Origin of the sequence: Aeromonas sp. Marseille-Q5825, assembly GCF_946892685.1 — a bacterium.
Classification (GTDB): domain Bacteria; phylum Pseudomonadota; class Gammaproteobacteria; order Enterobacterales; family Aeromonadaceae; genus Aeromonas; species Aeromonas rivipollensis.
In genome coordinates this window covers 1,128,935-1,148,194 of sequence record NZ_CAMPOU010000001.1, presented here as the reverse complement: position 1 = coordinate 1,148,194, position 19,260 = coordinate 1,128,935, and the positions used below count along the sequence as shown (strand labels likewise).

The following is a 19,260-nucleotide window of genomic DNA, read 5'->3' as shown; positions in this document are numbered from 1 at the left end:
CCCTGGCGCTCGCGCCCATGCAAAAGGCACCCTCGGGTGCCTTTTGTTTTTCTGTCGCCGGGACGCCGGTCAGCTGTGCTGCTCGGCATCTCCCGCCAGCAACCGGGTGGCCGGGAAGCGGGCGGCAGGCTGCTGACCATAGAAGCGGGCGAGCTGTTCGTAGACGGCGGGATAGACGGCCCGCAGGCGCAGGGGCTCGGTGAAGAAGCTCTCGCTGCACACCGCGAAAAACTCGGCGGGGTGGGTGGCGGCATAGGGATCTATCTGCGTCACCTCTCCCCTGGCCAGTTCTGCATTCATCTCATCGAACGCGCTCTGCAGCGCCTGGGTCCATTGCCGCTGATCCATGCCGCTCGGGAGCGGCGGCCCCCCGTCGGCATCCCCCCCCAGCATGTCGAGCTTGTGCGCCAGCTCGTGGATCACCAGGTTGAAGCCATCCCAGTCCCCATCCTGCTGCAGTTCGCTCCAGGCCAGCACCAGGGGCCCCTGAGGCCAGGATTCGCCGGCGTTCTCCTCCTCCCACTCGCTCACCAGCCCGAACTCGTCCTGCACCTCCTGGCGGCGGGTAACGGGCTCGGGGATGATGATCACCTCGTGAAAGCCGCGATACCACTCCAGCCCCAGATGCAAGATGGGCAGCACCGCCTGCAGGGCCAGCACTCCCTGCTGACGGGGGCTGAGCTCGACCCCGAGCTGGGTCAGCGTCTTGCGGGAGAGGAAGTGGCGGGCCAGTTCAATCAGCTGCTGCTCTTCATCCTGGGAGAAGCCCTGCAAGATGGGCACGGCCGCCAGGGCCTGCTGCCACTCCAGCGCCTGCGGGGCATGACGCTCCCCGGGGGATGCAAGACCGAATACCGCTTTCAACCTGGACCAGAACACAGGGACTCCTCATGCCACATCAGAATAATTTCACGAACCGTTTCGGTCGCTCGCCATACCCTTGCGCCTGGTAGAAGCGGTGAGCCCCCTCGCGCTTTAGGCTGCTGGAGAGCTCCAGCTGGCTGCAACCCGAGGCCAGCGCCCGCGCCTCGACCTCCGCCAGCAGCTGGGCGCCAATGCCGCCGCTCCTTGCACCTTCATCGATAACCAGCGCCGAGATCAGGCCCCAGGCTGGTGCAAGGTGCATGGGTTGCAGCCGATGCCAGATCAGCACCCCTACCATGTTTCCATGGCGCTCTGCCACCAGCACCTCCCGAGCGGGATCCGGCTCGGCCAGCCGTCCGTCCACCTCCTCGCCCGGGGTGGGATAACCCAGCTGTGTGAACAGCGCCGACAACAGGGCGCCATCCCCCCGCTCGGCGAGACGAATGGTGCAGTTATCTTCTCTCATTGTCACTCCTGGCCTCCTATTTGCACTGTGCCCAGCGGGCCCCTGGATCTGGAAAAGATGCACCTGATGGGTAAGTTCCGAATCTTGTCCAGTTCCACGCACCATTTGTTAATGTCAATTCACAAATTAACAAAGTGACAACACTTTTCACTAGGAAGGGCCGATACAAACCGATATGTTAAATCCCGCGGACTAACCAGTCGAAAGTCCCGCACAATACTGAGTGGCCCCCTTGGTCACCGCATATTTCAATGTTAAGGGAGCGAGGCATATAGACCTCGCCAAGACAGCGCAACAAAGGAGTTGTTGTACATGAATGAGATCGTCAATGCCATCAATGGCGTGATTTGGAGCCCAGCGCTCATCTATCTGTGCCTGGGGGTGGGCCTCTACTTCTCCCTGCGCAGCCGTTTCCTGCAACTGCGCCACATGAAAGAGATGGTGCGCCTGATGTTCCAGGGCAAGGGCAACGATGCCGGTGTCTCCTCCTTCCAGGCACTCTCCATGACCCTGGCCGGTCGGGTCGGTACCGGCAACATCGCCGGCGTCGCCACCGCCATCACCTTCGGGGGCCCGGGCGCCCTGTTCTGGATGTGGATGGTCGCCTTCCTCGGCGCCAGCTCCGCCTTCGTGGAGTCCACCCTGGGTCAGGTCTACAAGGAGAAGATCAACGGTGAATACCGCGGCGGCCCGGCCTTCTACATCGAGAAAGGGCTCGGCATGAAGTGGTACGCCTGGACCTTCGCCATCGCCACCATCTTCGCCTGCGGCGTGTTGCTGCCTGGGGTGCAAGCGAACTCCATCGGCTCCAGCCTGCAGACCGCCTTTGACATCGACCCGAACGTCACCGCCGCCGGTCTGGCGCTGCTGCTCGGCTTCATCATCTTCGGTGGCGTCAAGCGCATCGCCAACTTCGCCAGTACTGTGGTGCCCTTCATGGCGCTGGGCTACATCATCGTCGCCTGCGTCATCATCGCCCTCAACATCGGCCAGCTGCCTGGTGTGATCCTGCTGATCTGGAAGAGCGCCTTCGGGATGGAAGCCGGCTTCGGGGCCATTCTGGGTCTGGCCATCATGTGGGGCGTCAAACGCGGCGTCTACTCCAACGAAGCGGCTCAGGGCACAGGCCCCCACGCCTCCTCCGCCGCCGCAGTGAGCCACCCGGCCAAGCAGGGCCTGGTGCAGGCGTTCTCCGTCTACATCGACACCCTGTTCGTCTGCTCCGCCACCGGCTTTATGCTGCTCATCACCGGCCTCTACAACGTGCAGGGACCGGACGGCGCCGCCATCTACACCGGCATCGCCGGCATCGCGGCAGGCCCCGGCTATGTGCAGACCGCCATGGAGAGCATGATGCCCGGCTTTGGCAACTACTTCGTCGCCATCGCCCTGTTCTTCTTCGCGTTCACCACCATAGTGGCCTACTACTACATAGCCGAAACCAACATCGCCTTTATCAACCGCAAGATTAACCGTCCCTGGCTCACCTTCCTGCTGAAGATTGCGCTGATGGCTGCCACCGTCTATGGCACCGTCAAGACCGCCGATCTGGCCTGGGGTCTGGGTGACATCGGGGTCGGCCTGATGGCCTGGCTCAACATCGGTGCCATATTGATGCTGCAAAAACCCGCCTTCGCCTGCCTCAAGGATTACGAGGCACAGCTGGCACAGGGGGTTGATCCCGTGTTCCACCCGGAGAAACTCGGCATCAAGAACGCGGATTACTGGATTGACAACCGCGCCGAGGTCAACCTGATGCGCGAACAAACCGGCCACCCCTTCGAGGCGGACCCGGATACCGTCAAATAATCAGACGGCACAATGCAAAATGGCAGCTTAGGCTGCCATTTTTATTTGTGCTCTCTTGAGAGTGAGCGCCGGTTCAGAGCGCGTTGCGGCGGGGTCCGAACGGCAGGCGCCAGCGCAACAGGCTGTTGAGGGTCGCCCGCCACTGATTGGGGCGCCCCAGGATCTGCTTTTGCAACCGGGTCTCCTCCTTCAGCATCACCTCATCGCTGCGGGCCCAGGCCTGATGGTAGAGCTGCTTGATCCCCGCCAGCGCATCCGGCGACTTGGTGATCAGTGTCCTGGCGAACTCCCGCGCAGCGTCGAGGGGATCCTCGCAGACCCGGCTCACCAGCCCGAGCGCCCTGGCCTCCTGGGCATCCAGCTCGCGGCCACTCATGGCCAGCTCCATGGCGGTGTCCACCCCCATCAGATTGCGCAGGGTGACGCTGCCACTCATGTCGGGGATGATGCCCCACTTGATCTCCATCACCGAGAAGCGGCAATCCGGGGTGCTGAAACGAAAATCGGCCCCGAGCGCTATCTGCAGGCCGCCGCCGAAACAGACCCCCTGGGTCACGGCGATCACCGGCACCGGCAACTGGTGCCAACCATAGGCGACCCGCTGGGCCAGGTTGGTCGCCTCATCCGCCTCGCGTCTCAATATGTCCAGGGCCGCCACCGGCTGCCTCAGCATGGATTTCACATCCAGCCCGGCGCAGAACGCCCGCCCCTCGCCGTGCAGGATCACAGCCCGCAGCCCCTTGTGGCGCGCAAGCTGGTTCAGCGTCTCGTCGATGGCGCCGAACATGGCCCTGTCCAGCGCATTGAGCTTGTCCCCCCGGGTCAGCATCACCTCGGCGATGCCGTCCCGGATCTCGCACCTGATCCTTGGCTTGTCCATTTCCTTCCTCTTCCTTGTGCCGACACTGGTCATACCACAACGTTACCAGAGTGTTATCGGCAGGTACAGGGAGGCCAGCCCGGCTCTGCGACTAAAGTCGGCTGGCCCCGCCCTGGCCCCTTTGCCAGACTGGCCCCATGCCCACAGGCCGAGAGTTTTCATGTCACTTCTGTTCGATTTTGCCCGCCCGCCCTTTGACTGCCTGGGCGAGGCGGCCCGTGAACGGCTCGGCCAGCGCCTCAGCATCTGCTACTTTCGCGCCGGCCAGACGGTGCAACAGCCCGGGGATGAGCCCGCCGGCCTCTACCTCGTCATCAAGGGCGCGGTGGAAGAGTCGGGGCCCCATCAGCCCTTCGGCGACTATGGCGTGGGGGACATGTTCGATGTGCGCGCCCAGTTCGACGGCCGCTGCCGCCATCGTTTCAACGCCCTGGAGGACACTCTCTGCCAGCTGATCCCCCGCGACACCTTCCAGGGGTTGTGCGACGCGCACCCCACCTTCGCACACTATTTCACCGCCACCCTGGCCGAGCGTCAGCGAGAGCAGGAGCGCCGCGGCCAGCTCGGGCAACAGAACCTGGCGGAATTCATCCTGACCCGCATCGACCCCAACCACCTGCAGCCGCCCCTGCAGCTGGAGAGCCAGACCAGTCTGCTTGCCGCCAGCGAAGCCATGGCCAGCCGGGGCACAGATTGCCTGCTCTATCCCGCCGCTGACGGCAGCCTGAGCCTCGCCACCCGCAAGACCCTGCTCCATGCCCTGACCCTCAAGGGGCTGCCCTTGACGGCGCCGCTGGCGGTGCTGACCCCGGCGCCGCTGATCGGTCTGGCGCAAGGCAGCTATCTGTTCGACGCCCTGCTGCTGATGACCCGCCACCGGATCAAGCGGCTGGTCATCTGGCAGGGGCAGGAGGTGGCGGGGATACTGCACCTGACCCAGGTGCTGGGACTCTTCTCCGCCCACTCCCATGTACTGACCCTGCGCATCGCCCGGGCAGACAGCCAGGTGGCCCTGGAGGCGGTAGCCAGGGAGCAGCAGCAACTCATTCGTTCCCTGTTTGCCCAGGGGATCCATACCCTGTTTCTGATGAAGCTCATCGCCACCATCAACGAGCAGTTGATCGCCAAGGCCTTCGCCCTGGTGATCCCCCCCGAGGTGCAGGAGCAGGTGTGCCTGCTGATGCTGGGCTCGGAGGGGCGCGGCGAGCAGATCCAGAAAACCGATCAGGACAACGCCCTGATCCTGCCAGATGGCCTGCATTGGCCAGACCGCCAGGCCGATCTGGCCGCCTTCAGCGCCCTGCTCGCGCGGCTCGGCTATCCCCCCTGCCCGGGGAAGGTGATGGTCAGCAATCCGGAGTGGGTCAAGGGCGCCCGCCAGTGGCGGGATGAGATAGAGCAGGCGTGCGTGCGCGCCAGCGAGGCCGACCTGCTGTGGCTCGCCACCCTGGCCGATGCCCAGGCCATCATGGGGGATCGCCCCCTGCTCGCCCCCCTCGCCCGCCACCTGAGAGAGCGCCTGGCCGACAGGCCGGATCTGCTGGCGGAGATGGCCCGGGCGGCGGTCGCCTTCCACACCCCCCTCACCCTCTTTGGCCGGCTGGAGCAGGCCCCCGAGGGGCTGGATCTCAAGCGTGGCGGCCTCTTCCCCCTGGTGCACGGCCTGCGTGTACTGGCCCTGGAGGCAGGAGTGCTGGAGACCTCGACCCTGGGGCGGATCGACGCCCTGGTGGCCGCGGGGCGCCTCAGCCCCGACTATGGCGCCAACCTGGCGGAAGCCTTCCGGCTCTTCATCCGCTTGCGGCTGCGTAGCCAGCTCAAGGATGGCGACAGCCGGGTACAGGTCGCCGAACTCGCTCACGGGGAGCGGGATCTGCTGCGCCATGCCCTGCATCAGGTGAAGAAGTTCCAGCAGTGGCTCACCTTGCACTTTCGTCTTAGGCAATAGGCATGTGGCACCACTGGCGACGTCGTTGGCTGGGTCGGGGCTTTTGGGACGGGGAGTTTGCCCCGCTCTTTGCGACGCCCCCAAAGGAGGAGTGGGTGGCGCTCGATTTCGAGACCACCAGCCTGGATCCCGCCAAGGCGGACATTGTCTCCATCGGGGCGGTGCGCATCCAGGGCAACCGGGTGTTGACCGGCGAAGCCCTCACCATCAGGGTGCAGCCACCGGCCAGTCTGAGTGCGCAGTCCGTGGTGATCCACGGCCTGCGCCATCAGGATCTGCAACAGGGATTGACGCTGGAAGCCGCGCTGCGCCTGCTGCTGGCCTTCATCGGGCCCCGCGAACTGGTGGGCTACCACATCGCCTATGATCTGCGGATCCTCAATCTGGCCTGCCAGAAACTGTGGGGGCTGACCTTGCCCCAGCGTGGCATAGAGGTGAGCCGGCGCTATCACGACCACCTCTATCGGCGCTATCCCGACGCCGTCATCGACCTGCATCTGGCCGCCATCTGCCAGCACCTGGGGTTGCCGCCCCTGCCCCTTCACGACGCCCTGAGTGACGCCACCGCCGCCGCCCTCATCTTTCTGCGCCTGCATCAGGGCGGCCCCCTGGCTTATCCCAAAGTCTAATTGTTCGAAAATAACATTTGCTTCACATTTTGATTACATGAGCAGCCCCCTGCTCGGTAGGGACACCCTTCAATCACAGCTGACACAACCGTCACGGAGAACTGCAATGGAACAGCAACGTTATCTGAGGATCCAGCAAGATCCCAACTTCCAGGAGCTGGTCAGCAAACGCCAGCGTTTCGCCTGGACCCTCTCCATCCTGATGCTGGGGCTCTACCTGGCGTTCATCCTGCTCATCGCCTTCGCCCCGGGTTGGCTCGGCACCCCGCTCAGCGAAGGCTCCAGCATCACCCGCGGCATCCCGGTTGGCGTGGGCCTCATCGTCTCCTCCTTCGTGCTGACCGGCATCTATGTGTTCCGGGCCAACGGCGAATTTGACGAGCTGAACCAGAAGATCCTCAAGGGAGTGCAATCATGAAAGGCAAGTCTCTGCTGCTGCTCACCGGCCTGGTCTCCACTCCCTTGCTGGCGGCCGATGCGCTGACCGGCGAGGTGCAACGCCAGCCCCTCAACATCTCGGCCATAGTGATGTTCGTGGCCTTCGTGGCCGCCACCCTGTTCATCACCTACTGGGCTTCCAAGCGCAACCGCTCGGCCTCCGACTACTATGCAGCCGGCGGTCGCATCACCGGCTTCCAGAACGGTCTGGCCATCGCCGGTGACTACATGTCCGCCGCCTCCTTCCTCGGCATCTCCGCCCTGGTCTACACCTCGGGCTATGACGGCCTCATCTACTCCATCGGCTTCCTGGTGGGCTGGCCCATCATACTGTTCCTGATAGCGGAAAGGCTGCGCAACCTCGGCAAGTACACCTTCGCCGACGTCGCCTCCTATCGTCTCAAGCAGACCTCGGTACGCAGCCTCTCCGCCAGCGGCTCCCTGGTGGTAGTGGCCCTCTACCTCATCGCCCAGATGGTGGGTGCCGGCAAGCTCATCGAGCTGCTGTTCGGCCTGCAATACCATGTGGCCGTGGTGCTGGTCGGCATACTGATGGTGCTCTACGTGCTGTTCGGCGGCATGCTGGCCACCACCTGGGTCCAGATCATCAAGGCGGTCATGCTGCTCTCCGGCGCCTCCTTCATGGCCATCATGGTGATGAAGTCCGTCAACTTCGACATCGGCGCCCTGTTCAGTGAAGCGGTCAAGGTCCATGCCAATGGCGCCGCCATCATGAGCCCGGGTGGCCTGGTGGCCGATCCCATCTCCGCCATCTCCCTCGGGCTGGCACTGATGTTCGGCACCGCCGGTCTACCCCACATCCTGATGCGTTTCTTCACCGTGAGCGACGCCAAGGAAGCCCGTAAATCGGTGTTCTATGCCACCGGCTTCATCGGCTACTTCTACATCCTGACCTTCATCATTGGCTTCGGTGCCATCCTGCTGGTCAGCACCAACCCGGACTTCAAGGACGCCACCGGCGCCCTGCTGGGAGGCACCAACATGGCGGCCGTCCATCTGGCCGACGCCGTGGGTGGCAGCCTGTTCCTCGGCTTCATCTCCGCCGTGGCCTTCGCCACCATACTCGCCGTGGTTGCCGGGCTGACCCTAGCGGGCGCCTCTGCTGTCTCCCACGACCTCTATGCCTGCGTCATCAAGGAAGGCAAGGCCAACGAAGCCGACGAGCTGCGCGTCTCCAAGATGACTACGTTAGTGCTGGGTGTGGTCGCCATCGGTCTGGGCATACTGTTCGAGAAGCAGAACATCGCCTTCATGGTGGGCCTGGCCTTCTCCATCGCCGCAAGCTGCAACTTCCCGGTGCTCTTCCTGTCCATGTTCTGGTCCCGCCTCACCACCCGCGGCGCCGTCTATGGTGGCTGGCTGGGCCTCATCAGCGCCGTGACCCTGATGATCCTGGGCCCGACCGTGTGGGTGAAGGTGCTGGGCCATGCCCAGGCTATCTTCCCCTACGAGTACCCGGCGCTCTTCTCCATGGGGTTGGCCTTCGTCGGGATCTGGTTCTTCTCGGTCACCGACAAGTCCCAGAACGCCAGCGAGGAACACCAGAAGTTCTTCCCGCAATTCGTCCGCTCCCAGACCGGGCTCGGTGCCTCCGGCGCCTCCGCCCACTAAGCTTGTCTGACCACCCCAAAGCCGGCCCTGTGCCGGCTTTTCTTATTCCGGGCCTCCCCTCTCGCCTCCCCCTTCCCGTCCTCCCGGCAAGTGGCGGCTTTCTCGCCAGCTGACCCCCGGTGCAATGGGCCCCGATCACAGTTCTTGCTAAAACTTTCGGGGGATCTGTGCCATAATGCGCGCCATTTGACAGACAACCTGGGACATCTCCTTTGTTAAGCAGCAACAACATCACCATGCAGTTCGGCGCCAAGCCGCTGTTTGAGAACATCAGCGTCAAGTTTGGCGGCGGCAACCGCTACGGCCTCATAGGCGCAAACGGCTGTGGCAAGTCCACCTTCATGAAGATCCTCGGCGGCGATCTGGAGCCCACTGGCGGTAATGTGAGCCTGGACGTCAACGAGCGCATCGGTAAGTTGCGCCAGGATCAGTTCGCCTACGAAGAGATGCGCGTGCTGGACGTGGTCATGATGGGCCATAGCGAGCTGTGGGCCGCCATCGCCGAGCGCGATGCCATCTATGCCAACCTCGAAGCCACCGACGACGACTACATGAAGGCCGCCGAGCTGGAAGGCCTCGTCGCCGAGTATGACGGTTACACCGCCGAGGCCCGTGCCGGCGAGCTACTGCTGGGTGCCGGCATCCCCATCGAGCTGCACAACGGCCCCATGAGCGAAGTGGCCCCGGGCTGGAAACTGCGGGTGCTGCTGGCACAGGCGCTGTTCTCCAACCCCGACATCCTGCTGCTGGACGAGCCGACCAACAACCTGGACATCAACACCATTCGCTGGCTGGAGCAGGTGCTCAACGATCGTGAAAGCACCATGATCATCATCTCTCACGACCGTCACTTCCTGAACTCCGTCTGCACCCACATGGCGGATCTGGACTACGGCGAGCTGCGCGTCTACCCGGGCAACTACGACGAGTACATGACGGCGGCCACCCAGGCCCGCGAGCGTCTGATCTCCGACAACGCCAAGAAGAAGGCCCAGATTGCCGACCTGCAATCCTTCGTCTCCCGATTCAGTGCCAACGCCTCCAAGTCGAGCCAGGCCACCTCCCGCCTCAAGCAGATCGACAAGATCAAGATTGAGGAAGTGAAGGTCTCCAGCCGTCAGAACCCCTTCATCCGCTTCGAGCAGGACAAGAAGCTGTACCGCAACATCCTGGAAGTGGAAGGGGTGTCCAAGGGTTATGGTGAGGCGCCCCTGTTCAAGGGCCTCAGCATGATGCTGGAAGTGGGCGAGAAGGTCGCCATCCTGGGTACCAACGGCATAGGTAAATCCACCCTGATCAAGACCCTCATGGGCGAGCTGGCACCGGACAGCGGCACCATCAAGTGGTCCGAGAACGCCCAAATCGGCTACTACGCCCAGGATCACGCCGACGATTTCGACACCGATCTCAACGTGTTCGACTGGATGGCCCAGTGGAAACAGGCCAACGAAGATGAACAGGCGGTGCGCTCAGTGCTGGGTCGTCTGCTGTTCACCCAGGACGACATCAAGAAGCCGGTCAAGGTGCTCTCCGGTGGCGAGCAGGGTCGCATGCTGTTCGGCAAGCTGATGATGCAGCGTCCCAACATCCTGATCATGGATGAGCCGACCAACCACCTGGACATGGAATCCATCGAATCCTTGAACCTGGCGCTGGAGATGTACCAAGGCACCCTGATCTTCGTCTCTCACGACCGTGAGTTCGTGTCGTCCCTGGCGACCCGCATCATGGAACTGACCGAGAACGGTATCCGCGACTTTGGCGGCACCTACGAGGATTACCTGCGCAGTCAGGGCGTGGTGTAACCCCCCGGGTCTTCCATCATGAAACCGGCGCCAGTGGCGCCGGTTTTTTTATGCCTCTCAGCCCCCTCTGCGAGCGGCTCCCACTGCGAGAGAAGGGCTGAGGATGGGGACCAGAGTGAGGCGCGTTGTTATGCCCTATCCGGCTTATCCCCTGCCAGGATAGGCAGCACAAGCCCGTGCCAGTCCCCTTCCCTCTTCAGCCCGCCCGCGCTTGCCGATGTGCGGGACATAAAAAAACGGCTCCATCAAGGAGCCGTTTTCAGTTGAGGGCGAGGGTCGATTACTCGACGGTCGCCTCCACGTCGGTGAAGTACTCAATCTTGGCCGCTTTGCGCAGCTCGTCGATCAGCGACTTGTAGTCTGCCTGGGCCTTGCCCTGACCGAGCTGGCCTTGCAGCAGGCTCACCATCTGGGACGGCTCCTTGGTCACATTGACCTTGTCCAGCGCCACCACCACGCGATCGCCATTGGCTTCGGCCACCAGCTCGACGCTCGGCTTGCCATCTTTTGGATGGGGCATGCGGAACGCCTGGGCCAGCAGGTTCTGATCCATCTCCTGGGCGAAGCGGGAGACACCCTTGTGGCTCTCCACCTTCAGCCCGAGGGCGGTCAGATCGGCCTGGATGTCCTCGCCGGCGTGCAGCTTGTCGAGCAGGCCCTGGGCCTTGCCACGGGCTACTTCGCTGGCCTTCTCATGCTTGATGGCCGCAATCACCTGGTCTTTCACCTCCGCCAGCGGCTTGGCCGCCTTGGGCTGGTGACCCATGATGTGCAGCACCAGCGCCTTGCCATCGGCGAGCTCGATCACGTCGGAGTTGGTGTTGTCATCGCGCAGCTGCTCGGAGAAGGCGGCAGCAAGCACCTTGGGATCATTGAGGGGCGCCTGGGCATCGGCCTGGCTGAAGTAATCAGACGAGACCACCTTCATACCCATGGCTTCGGCGGTCAAGTCCAGCGAATCCGGGTTCTCGAAGCTGCTGTCGGCCATCTTCTGCTGCTCGGCGAAGAACAGCTCCTTGGCCTTGTCCGCTTGCAGACGGGTGATGGTTTCGCTCATCACATCCACGAACGGCTTGGTCTTGGCAGGCTCGACGGCCAGCAGCTTGATGATGTGGAAACCGAACGGGCTCTTCACCACAGCGGAGAGATCCCCCGCCTTGGCCAGCGCAAAGGCAGCCTGCTCGAAGGCCGGATCCATCACCCCTTTCTCGAACCAGTCCAGTTCGCCGCCCTTCTTGGCAGAGAAGGTATCGCTGGAGTTGGCTTTGGCCAGGGTAGCGAAGTCTTCACCGCCCTTGACCTTGGCCAGCAGCTCGTCGGCCTGCTTCTGGGCCGCCTTCTCATCCTTGCCAAAGGGGATCAGGATGTGTGCCACCTGGCGACGCTCAGCACGCTGGAACAGGTCCTGGTGCTGATCGTAGTAATCCTGGGCATCCTGTTCGGTCACCTTGATGTTCTTGCCAAGGTTGGCGGCATCGAGCAGCAGGTAGTCGACCTTGACCTTCTCGTCGTTCATGAAACGGCCGCTGTTGGCCTTGTAGAACTGATCCACCTCGGCGTCGCTCACCTCGACCTCACCCATGTAGGCGGAGGCAGCCAGGCGCACCAGGCGCAGGTCCCGGGTCTGGTTGTAGAGCTTGTCGAGCTGCTCGGCCTCGCCCTTGAGGGCGAACTCGGAGCCCAGCAGGGCGCCCATCAATTGCTGGCGCACCATGTCCTGGCGCAGGGAGTCGCGGAACATCTCGGGGGTCATGCCGGCACGGCGGATCAGCTGCAGGTAACGATCGTTGTTGAACTTGCCGTCCTCGGCAAACTCCGGCATCTCCACGATGGCCTGCTTGATCTGCTCGTCACTGACCCGCAGGCCGAGCTGACGGGCCTTGTCATCGATCAGCGCCTGATCGATCAGCCTGTCCAGCACGCCGCGGCGGAACTGTTTCATGTAGTCGGGGTTGGCGGCCAGCTGGTTGAAGGCCTCACCCATTTGGGATTCCATGCGGGCCCGCTCGTTGCGATAGGCATTCTCCAGTGCGGGGGCACTGATGTCATTGCCGTTGACGGTAGCGGGGGCGGTACGTGCCGGGCCATTGAGGTAGCTGCCTACACCGGCCAAGGCAAAGGAGAGGATGATCAGGCCCAAGATAACCTTGGCTACCTTGCCCTGCGCCCCTTCGCGTAGTTTATCCAACATCATGTTTGTACTTATGCTCCCGAACTCGATGGGCATGAATAATGAAAAGGCGCACCGATTGCGATGCGCCTTGGTCAATCAGTATGAGGGAGAGCCCTCTCACTTGTCTGGTCAGCGACCAAGGTCGGAGCCGATGAGAATCAGCGCCCGGCTTAGTTGACCGCGTCTTTCAGGGCCTTGCCGGCTTTGAAGGCAGGAACTTTACCGGCAGCGATTTCGATGGTCGCACCAGTTTGCGGGTTACGGCCAGAACGAGCGGCACGCTCGCGAACGGCGAAAGTACCGAAGCCAACCAGAGCAACCTGGTCACCCTCTTTCAGGGCTTCGCCCACGGCGTCAATGAAAGCATCCAGCGCACGGCCAGCGGCAGCTTTGGAGATATCAGCACCGTCTGCAATCTTGTCAATCAGTTGAGATTTATTCACTCTTATATTCCCCTTTTATCGAACATCGCTGCGGCACTGATTTCCCTGGCCACAACAAGTGGAGGTTTTATAACAAGCCTCCTGATCAGTTGCAAGTGACAATCTGGCGCAAACCCGCGCCACATCACGCATTGCGACTCATCATGAGTACCCGATCGGTGGTCAAGGCTACTTCCGTTATCCGGCGCATGCAAGCCTTAACCACCCCCCGAATGCGCCAAATTTGCGGCGCATCAACATTTACACGACAGAAACGCGTTCGAAACCCTGCGGATTGTCCTGCAACGCCAGTGCAAGCACCTCATCAATCCAGCGAACCGGATAAATTTCAAGGTCTTGTTTGACATTGTCCGGGATCTCCTCGAGATCTCGCTCGTTCTCTTTCGGGATGAGCACCCGCTTGATGCCGCCACGGTGAGCCGCCAGCAGTTTTTCCTTGAGACCCCCGATGGGCAGCACTTCGCCGCGCAGGGTAATCTCCCCCGTCATGGCCACGTCGGCACGCACCGGGTTGCCGGTGAGGCTGGAGACCAGGGCGGTACACATGGCGATACCGGCGCTCGGGCCGTCTTTCGGGGTCGCCCCTTCCGGCACGTGCACGTGGATGTCGCGTTTCTCGTAGAAGTCGGCGTTGATGCGCAGCTTCTCGGCACGGGCCCGCACCACCGTCATGGCGGCCTGGATGGACTCCTGCATCACGTCACCGAGGGAACCGGTGTAAGTGAGCTTGCCCTTGCCCGGCACGTTGGTGGTCTCTATGGTGAGCAGATCGCCCCCCACTTCGGTCCACGCCAACCCGCACACCTGGCCTACCTGGTTCTGATCGGTGGCCTTGCCGTAATCGAAACGCTGTACCCCGAGGAACTCCTTGAGGTTCTCCTGATTGACCTGAACATGCTTGATGCTCTTGTCCAGCAGGATGCGTTTGACCGCCTTGCGACAGATCTTGGAGATCTCGCGCTCCAGGCTACGCACCCCCGCCTCGCGGGTGTAGTAGCGGATAACGCCGACCAGAGCAGAATCCTCGATGGTGATCTCGGACTCTTTCAGACCGTTGCGCTGGATCTGCTTGGCCAGCAGATGCTGCTTGGCGATGTTGAGCTTCTCGTCCTCGGTGTAACCGGACAGACGGATCACTTCCATCCGGTCCAGCAAGGGACCTGGGATGTTCATGGAGTTGGAGGTGGCCACGAACATCACGTCCGACAGGTCATAATCCACTTCCAGATAGTGATCGTTGAAGCTGCTGTTCTGCTCGGGATCCAGCACTTCCAGCAGGGCGGACGCGGGATCACCGCGCATGTCCGAGCTCATCTTGTCGATTTCGTCGAGCAGGAACAGCGGGTTCTTCACGCCGACTTTTGCCATCTTCTGGATGAGCTTGCCGGGCATGGAGCCGATATAGGTGCGGCGGTGACCGCGGATCTCAGCCTCGTCACGCACGCCACCGAGCGCCATGCGCACGTACTTGCGACCGGTCGCCTTGGCGATGGACTGACCCAGCGAGGTCTTGCCCACACCGGGAGGCCCGACCAGACAGAGAATGGGGCCCTTGAGCTTGTTCACCCGTGCCTGTACCGCCAGGTACTCGAGGATGCGATCCTTGACCTTGTCCAGGCCATAGTGATCCGAATCCAGCACCTCTTGTGCCTTGGCGAGATCTTTCTTGACCTTGGAGCGGGCCTTCCACGGCACCTGCACCATCCAGTCCACATAGCTGCGCACTACTGTGGCTTCGGCGGACATGGGGGACATCATCTTCAGCTTGGCAAGCTCGGCCAGGGCCTTCTCACGGGCATCGTCCGGCATCCCCGCCTCGTCAATCTTGCGATTGAGGGCTTCGAATTCGTCCGGGCTGTCTTCCAGCTCACCCAGCTCTTTCTGGATGGCCTTCATCTGCTCGTTGAGATAGTACTCCCGCTGGCTCTTCTCCATCTGCTTCTTGACCCGGGAGCGGATGCGCTTCTCGACCTGCAAGAGGTCGATCTCCGACTCCATCATGGCCATCAGAAACTCGATGCGCTCGGACACAGAGGCGATTTCCAGCACCTTCTGCTTGTCTTCGAGCTTGAGCGGCATGTGGGCAGCCATGGTGTCAGCCAGGCGCGCCGCATCGTCGATCGCCGAGATCGAGGTCAGCACCTCGGGCGGGATCTTCTTGTTGAGCTTGATGTAGCCTTCAAACTGGCCGATGGCGGAGCGCACCAGCACATCCTGATCCTTCTCCTCGATGGGAGCAGACGCTATGTACTGCGCCTCACCGACGAAGAAGTCCTTGTCATCGATCATCCGCTCAAGACGGGCACGCTGGCCCCCTTCCACCAGCACCTTGACGGTGCCGTCAGGCAGCTTGAGCATTTGCAAAATGTTGGCCACTGTCCCGACGGAGAAGATCTCCTCCACCGTCGGCTCGTCAGTTGACGCATCCTTCTGGGCCACCAGCAGGACTTTCTTGTCCTGCTCCATGGCCGCTTCCAGACAGCGAATGGATTTTTCCCGCCCCACAAAGAGTGGAATGACCATGTGGGGGTAAACCACCACGTCACGAAGAGGCAGGACGGGAATCTCGATGCGTTCTGAACGCTCTAGGTTCATATATGTCCTCTCGGCTTGTTATACCGTTGGCAAAGCACGTGGCTGAGTATATGGGGGCGCAAAGATGAGATTCAATCGCCTTGGCCGTAAAAAGCATGAAAGGGGCAAAATGCCCCTTTATGTGATTAAAAATCAGTCAGTTACTCTGACGCTGCGGCCTGTGTCTCGGGATTGTCGTAGATCATCAGGGGCGCGGAGTCCCCCTTGATCACCGTCTCGTCGATCACCACCTTGCTGACCCCTTCCAGGGAGGGCAGGTCATACATGGTGTCGAGCAACACGGCTTCGACTATGGATCTCAGACCACGGGCACCTGTCTTGCGCTCCATCGCCTTGCGGGCGATGGCGTTCAGGGCGTCGTCGCGGAACTCCAGCTCCACCTCTTCCAGGGCAAACAACGCGGCGTACTGCTTGGTCAGCGCGTTCTTCGGCTCTTTCAGGATCTGGATGAGGGCCGCTTCGTCTAGCTCGGTGAGGGTTGCCACTACCGGCAGACGACCGATGAACTCGGGGATCAGACCATATTTGATCAGATCTTCCGGCTCCACCTTGGCAAAGTTCTCGCTCAGGGTCGCCTTGGCATTCTTGGATTTGACGTCAGCGCCAAAGCCTATGCCGGTCCCCTTGACGGAACGCTGCTCGATCACCTTGTCCAGGCCGGCGAAGGCGCCGCCACAGATGAAGAGGATCTTGGAAGTATCAACCTGCAGGAACTCCTGCTGCGGATGCTTGCGGCCCCCTTGCGGCGGCACTGAGGCGATGGTGCCCTCGATCAGCTTCAGCAGTGCCTGCTGCACCCCTTCCCCGGAGACATCGCGGGTGATGGAGGGGTTGTCCGACTTGCGGGAGATCTTGTCGATCTCGTCGATGTAGACGATGCCGCGCTGGGCCTTCTCCACGTCGTAGTCGCACTTTTGCAGCAACTTCTGGATGATGTTCTCCACGTCCTCGCCCACATAACCGGCTTCGGTCAGGGTGGTGGCATCGGCCATGGTGAAGGGCACATCCAGCAGACGGGCGAGCGTCTCGGCCAGCAGGGTCTTGCCGCTGCCGGTCGGACCAATCAGCAGGATGTTGGACTTGCCAAGCTCCACACCACCGGACTCGCTGCCGCTGCGCAGACGCTTGTAGTGGTTGTAGACGGCAACTGCCAGCACCTTCTTGGCGTACTCCTGCCCGATCACGTAATCGTCCAGATGGGCGCGGATTTCATGAGGGGTCGGCAGCTCGCTACCATCGCGCTTGGGAGAGATCTCGCGGATCTCCTCGCGGATGATGTCGTTGCACAGCTCGACACACTCATCACATACGTAGACGGAAGGGCCAGCGATCAGCTTACGCACTTCATGCTGGCTTTTGCCGCAGAAAGAGCAATAAAGCAGCTTGTCGCCCTCACCCTTGCGTTTCTCTGTCATTCAGCGACCTCGTTTTATCAATAGAGGATGGATCGTCCTGTTGAGTTTACAACAGGACGGGATACCCTGCTCAGCCGCGCTGGCTCAGGATGCCGTCAACCAGACCATAGGCCACGGCCTGCTCGGCCGACATGAAGTTGTCACGGTCGGTGTCGCGTTCGATGGTGGCCATGTCCTGTCCGGTATGGAAAGCCAGACGATCGTTCAGGGTATTCTTGATTTTCAGGATCTCCTGGGCATGGATCTGGATGTCAGATGCCTGGCCCTGGAAGCCGCCCAGCGGCTGGTGAATCATCACGCGAGCATTAGGCAGGCAGAAACGCTTGCCCTTGGCACCGCCAGCCAGCAGGAAGGCGCCCATGGAGCAGGCCTGCCCCATGCAAACGGTGCTGACGTCCGGCTTGATGAACTGCATGGTGTCATAGATGGACATCCCCGCAGTGACGGCACCACCCGGCGAGTTGATGTAGATGCTGATGTCCTGATCCGGGTTCTCGGACTCCAGGAACAGCAGCTGAGCCACCACCAGATTCGCCATGTGATCCTCAACCTGACCGGTCAGGAAGATCACCCGCTCTTTGAGCAGACGGGAATAGATGTCGTAGGAACGCTCCCCTTTCGCCGTCTGCTCGACCACCATAGGGATGAGCGCATTGCGTGGGGATTCAGTCACATCGTTATAGTTCTTGTACATAAGGCATTGTCCCTAAAATAAAATGGCCCGAGTGGAGATCACACGAGCCATTATACTTAACAGTTTTGACCTTAAGTCAAATGTTCTTAGGCAGCGGCACCGGACTTGTTGATCACTTCGTCGAAGGCAACTTCTTTCTCGGTCACTTGCGCCTTGGACAGGATCAGGTCGATGGCTTGATCTTCGATAGCCAGGTTACGAACGCCGTTCAGCATCTGCTCGTTCTTCTGGTAGTACTCGATCACTTCCTTCGGATCTTCGTAGGCAGTGGCCATGGACTCGATGATGCTGGTCACACGGGCGTCGTCAGCCTTGATCTCGTTGGTGCGGATGACGTCACCCAGCAGCAGACCGACGCGTACACGACGCTCGGCTTGCGCCTGGAACAGCTCGGCCGGCAGCTCGGGAGCGTTGCCGCCCTGGAAGCCACCGAAACGCTGCAGGGCTTGCTGACGCAGGGTGTCGATTTCCTGGGCAACGGCAGCCTTCGGCAGATCGATCTGGTTGGCTTCAACCAGGCCGTTCAGCACTTGCTCTTTCACGCTGTTTTTCAGGGCTTGAGCCAGTTCGCGCTCCATGTTCTTGCGCACTTCGGCTTTCAGCTCTTCAACGCTGCCGCTCTCGATGCCAAAACGCTTGACGAACTCTTCGGTCAGCTCAGGCAGCACCTGCTCTTCAACCTTGTTCAGCTTGGAGGCGAACTTGGCCGCTTTGCCCTTCAGGGCTTCGGCGTGGTAGTCAGCCGGGAAAGTCACCTCGATGGTGAACTCGTCGCCCGCTTTCTTGCCCAGGATGGCGTCTTCGAAGCCAGGGATCATGCGGCCAGCGCCCAGTTCCAGAGTGAAACCTTCAGCCTTGCCGCCGTCGAACTCTTCACCGTCGATGGAACCGACGAAGTCCAGGGTGACACGCATGCCATTGGCGGCAGCGGCATCGACGTCAGACCAGGTGGCGTGCTGCTTGCGCAGGGTGTCGATCATATTGGCCAGGTCGGCATCCTTGACGGAGGCAACCGGCTTCTCAACCTTGATGCTCTCGAGACCGGCAACTTCAAACTCCGGGTACACTTCGAAAGTGGCGGTGAATTCGAAATCCTGGCCTTCCTTGATCTCTTTCGGATCCATGGTCGGCGCACCGGCCGGGCTCAGTTTGCTCTCGATGATGGCCTTGATGAAGTTGTTCTGCATCATTTCATCGGCAACGCGGGCATGGGCCATGGCGCCGAACATCTTCTTGATGATGGCAACCGGAGCCTTGCCAGGACGGAAACCGTCGATGCGACGAGTCTTGGCCAGGCCATTCAATTCTTTACGCACGGCAGCGTCAACGGTAGCAGCCGGTACAGTGATGGTAAGACGGCGTTCCAGACCTTGGGTTGTCTCTACAGAAACTTGCATTCTTTTACCTCGTTCAACTCAGCACTGTGTGCTGACCCTTTATTACCCCTGGGCAAAGCCCGGAGTCTTCCT

At 61.3% G+C, this 19,260-nt stretch carries 15 protein-coding genes; 6 read left to right on the top strand and 9 right to left on the bottom strand.

The window, feature by feature from the left end; genetic code table 11:
- Positions 1 to 69: 69 nt before the first annotated feature.
- On the bottom strand, positions 70 to 879 hold the full coding sequence (locus OC537_RS05295) for a zinc-dependent peptidase (RefSeq protein WP_163136873.1): 810 nt from the start codon (positions 877 to 879) through the stop codon (positions 70 to 72).
- A 19-nt stretch (positions 880 to 898) separates the two neighbouring features.
- A complete protein-coding gene (locus OC537_RS05290; protein WP_262110032.1) occupies positions 899 to 1,330 on the bottom strand; it encodes a GNAT family N-acetyltransferase in 432 nt (143 codons plus the stop codon).
- A gap of 312 nt (positions 1,331 to 1,642) precedes the next feature.
- Between OC537_RS05290 and OC537_RS05285 the strand changes: the two genes are divergently transcribed.
- Entirely contained in the window at positions 1,643 to 3,139 is a 1,497-nt protein-coding gene (locus OC537_RS05285) for an alanine/glycine:cation symporter family protein (RefSeq protein ID WP_163136877.1), read from the top strand.
- Positions 3,140 to 3,212: 73 nt separating this feature from the next.
- Here the strand turns inward: OC537_RS05285 and OC537_RS05280 are convergent, their stop codons facing one another.
- Positions 3,213 to 4,019 (bottom strand): crotonase/enoyl-CoA hydratase family protein, encoded by an 807-nt coding sequence (locus OC537_RS05280; protein WP_262110029.1) that lies wholly within the window; start codon positions 4,017 to 4,019, stop codon positions 3,213 to 3,215.
- A 160-nt stretch (positions 4,020 to 4,179) separates the two neighbouring features.
- Here OC537_RS05280 and OC537_RS05275 point away from each other — a divergent pair, with 160 nt between their 5' ends.
- The 5 genes from OC537_RS05275 to OC537_RS05255 all read left to right on the top strand — a co-directional run bounded on the left by OC537_RS05275 (position 4,180) and on the right by OC537_RS05255 (position 10,471).
- Positions 4,180 to 5,967, top strand: a complete 1,788-nt coding sequence (locus tag OC537_RS05275; RefSeq protein WP_262110027.1) for a putative nucleotidyltransferase substrate binding domain-containing protein — start codon at positions 4,180 to 4,182, stop codon at positions 5,965 to 5,967.
- 2 nt (positions 5,968 to 5,969) lie between these two features.
- The gene (locus OC537_RS05270; protein WP_262110025.1) at positions 5,970 to 6,596 is read left to right on the top strand and encodes a 3'-5' exonuclease; all 627 of its coding nucleotides are present in this window, start codon (positions 5,970 to 5,972) and stop codon (positions 6,594 to 6,596) included.
- 106 nt (positions 6,597 to 6,702) lie between these two features.
- Positions 6,703 to 7,014, top strand: coding sequence for a DUF485 domain-containing protein (locus tag OC537_RS05265; protein WP_163148230.1), 312 nt, complete (start codon positions 6,703 to 6,705; stop codon positions 7,012 to 7,014).
- On the top strand, positions 7,011 to 8,666 hold the full coding sequence (locus OC537_RS05260; protein ID WP_106886929.1) for a cation acetate symporter: 1,656 nt from the start codon (positions 7,011 to 7,013) through the stop codon (positions 8,664 to 8,666). Before OC537_RS05265 ends, OC537_RS05260 begins: the two co-directional genes overlap by 4 nt.
- A gap of 212 nt (positions 8,667 to 8,878) precedes the next feature.
- Positions 8,879 to 10,471: an ABC-F family ATPase gene (locus OC537_RS05255; RefSeq protein ID WP_106886930.1), complete on the top strand. Its 1,593-nt coding sequence runs from the start codon at positions 8,879 to 8,881 to the stop codon at positions 10,469 to 10,471.
- 280 nt (positions 10,472 to 10,751) lie between these two features.
- Here OC537_RS05255 and ppiD read toward each other — a convergent pair whose 3' ends face one another.
- The 6 genes from ppiD to tig form a co-directional block, all read right to left on the bottom strand.
- Positions 10,752 to 12,665, bottom strand: coding sequence for a peptidylprolyl isomerase (ppiD, locus tag OC537_RS05250; protein WP_262110021.1), 1,914 nt, complete (start codon positions 12,663 to 12,665; stop codon positions 10,752 to 10,754).
- 149 nt (positions 12,666 to 12,814) lie between these two features.
- On the bottom strand, positions 12,815 to 13,087 hold the full coding sequence (gene hupB / locus OC537_RS05245; RefSeq protein ID WP_005315375.1) for a nucleoid-associated protein HU-beta: 273 nt from the start codon (positions 13,085 to 13,087) through the stop codon (positions 12,815 to 12,817).
- 240 nt (positions 13,088 to 13,327) lie between these two features.
- Positions 13,328 to 15,682, bottom strand: coding sequence for an endopeptidase La (gene lon, locus OC537_RS05240; protein WP_043130769.1), 2,355 nt, complete (start codon positions 15,680 to 15,682; stop codon positions 13,328 to 13,330).
- 140 nt (positions 15,683 to 15,822) lie between these two features.
- Positions 15,823 to 17,097 (bottom strand): ATP-dependent protease ATP-binding subunit ClpX, encoded by a 1,275-nt coding sequence (gene clpX, locus OC537_RS05235; protein WP_005324108.1) that lies wholly within the window; start codon positions 17,095 to 17,097, stop codon positions 15,823 to 15,825.
- A gap of 70 nt (positions 17,098 to 17,167) precedes the next feature.
- Positions 17,168 to 17,791, bottom strand: coding sequence for an ATP-dependent Clp endopeptidase proteolytic subunit ClpP (clpP, locus tag OC537_RS05230; protein WP_005324106.1), 624 nt, complete (start codon positions 17,789 to 17,791; stop codon positions 17,168 to 17,170).
- A gap of 86 nt (positions 17,792 to 17,877) precedes the next feature.
- Positions 17,878 to 19,188 carry a trigger factor gene (gene tig / locus OC537_RS05225; RefSeq protein ID WP_106886931.1) on the bottom strand — a complete coding sequence of 437 codons (1,311 nt, stop codon included), beginning with the start codon at positions 19,186 to 19,188 and terminating at the stop codon, positions 17,878 to 17,880.
- Positions 19,189 to 19,260: the final 72 nt, after the last annotated feature.

Bases quoted from the DNA above. Each gene is read 5' to 3' on its own strand.
- OC537_RS05290 (WP_262110032.1), bottom strand. From the start codon at position 1,330: ATGAGAGAAGATAACTGCACCATTCGTCTCGCCGAGCGGGGGGATGGC.
- OC537_RS05285 (WP_163136877.1), top strand. From the start codon at position 1,643: ATGAATGAGATCGTCAATGCCATCAATGGCGTGATTTGGAGCCCAGCG.
- OC537_RS05280 (WP_262110029.1), bottom strand. From the start codon at position 4,019: ATGGACAAGCCAAGGATCAGGTGCGAGATCCGGGACGGCATCGCCGAG.
- OC537_RS05275 (WP_262110027.1), top strand. From the start codon at position 4,180: ATGTCACTTCTGTTCGATTTTGCCCGCCCGCCCTTTGACTGCCTGGGC.
- OC537_RS05270 (WP_262110025.1), top strand. From the start codon at position 5,970: ATGTGGCACCACTGGCGACGTCGTTGGCTGGGTCGGGGCTTTTGGGAC.
- OC537_RS05265 (WP_163148230.1), top strand. From the start codon at position 6,703: ATGGAACAGCAACGTTATCTGAGGATCCAGCAAGATCCCAACTTCCAG.
- OC537_RS05260 (WP_106886929.1), top strand. From the start codon at position 7,011: ATGAAAGGCAAGTCTCTGCTGCTGCTCACCGGCCTGGTCTCCACTCCC.
- ppiD (WP_262110021.1), bottom strand. From the start codon at position 12,665: ATGATGTTGGATAAACTACGCGAAGGGGCGCAGGGCAAGGTAGCCAAG.
- lon (WP_043130769.1), bottom strand. From the start codon at position 15,682: ATGAACCTAGAGCGTTCAGAACGCATCGAGATTCCCGTCCTGCCTCTT.
- clpX (WP_005324108.1), bottom strand. From the start codon at position 17,097: ATGACAGAGAAACGCAAGGGTGAGGGCGACAAGCTGCTTTATTGCTCT.
- clpP (WP_005324106.1), bottom strand. From the start codon at position 17,791: ATGTACAAGAACTATAACGATGTGACTGAATCCCCACGCAATGCGCTC.
- tig (WP_106886931.1), bottom strand. From the start codon at position 19,188: ATGCAAGTTTCTGTAGAGACAACCCAAGGTCTGGAACGCCGTCTTACC.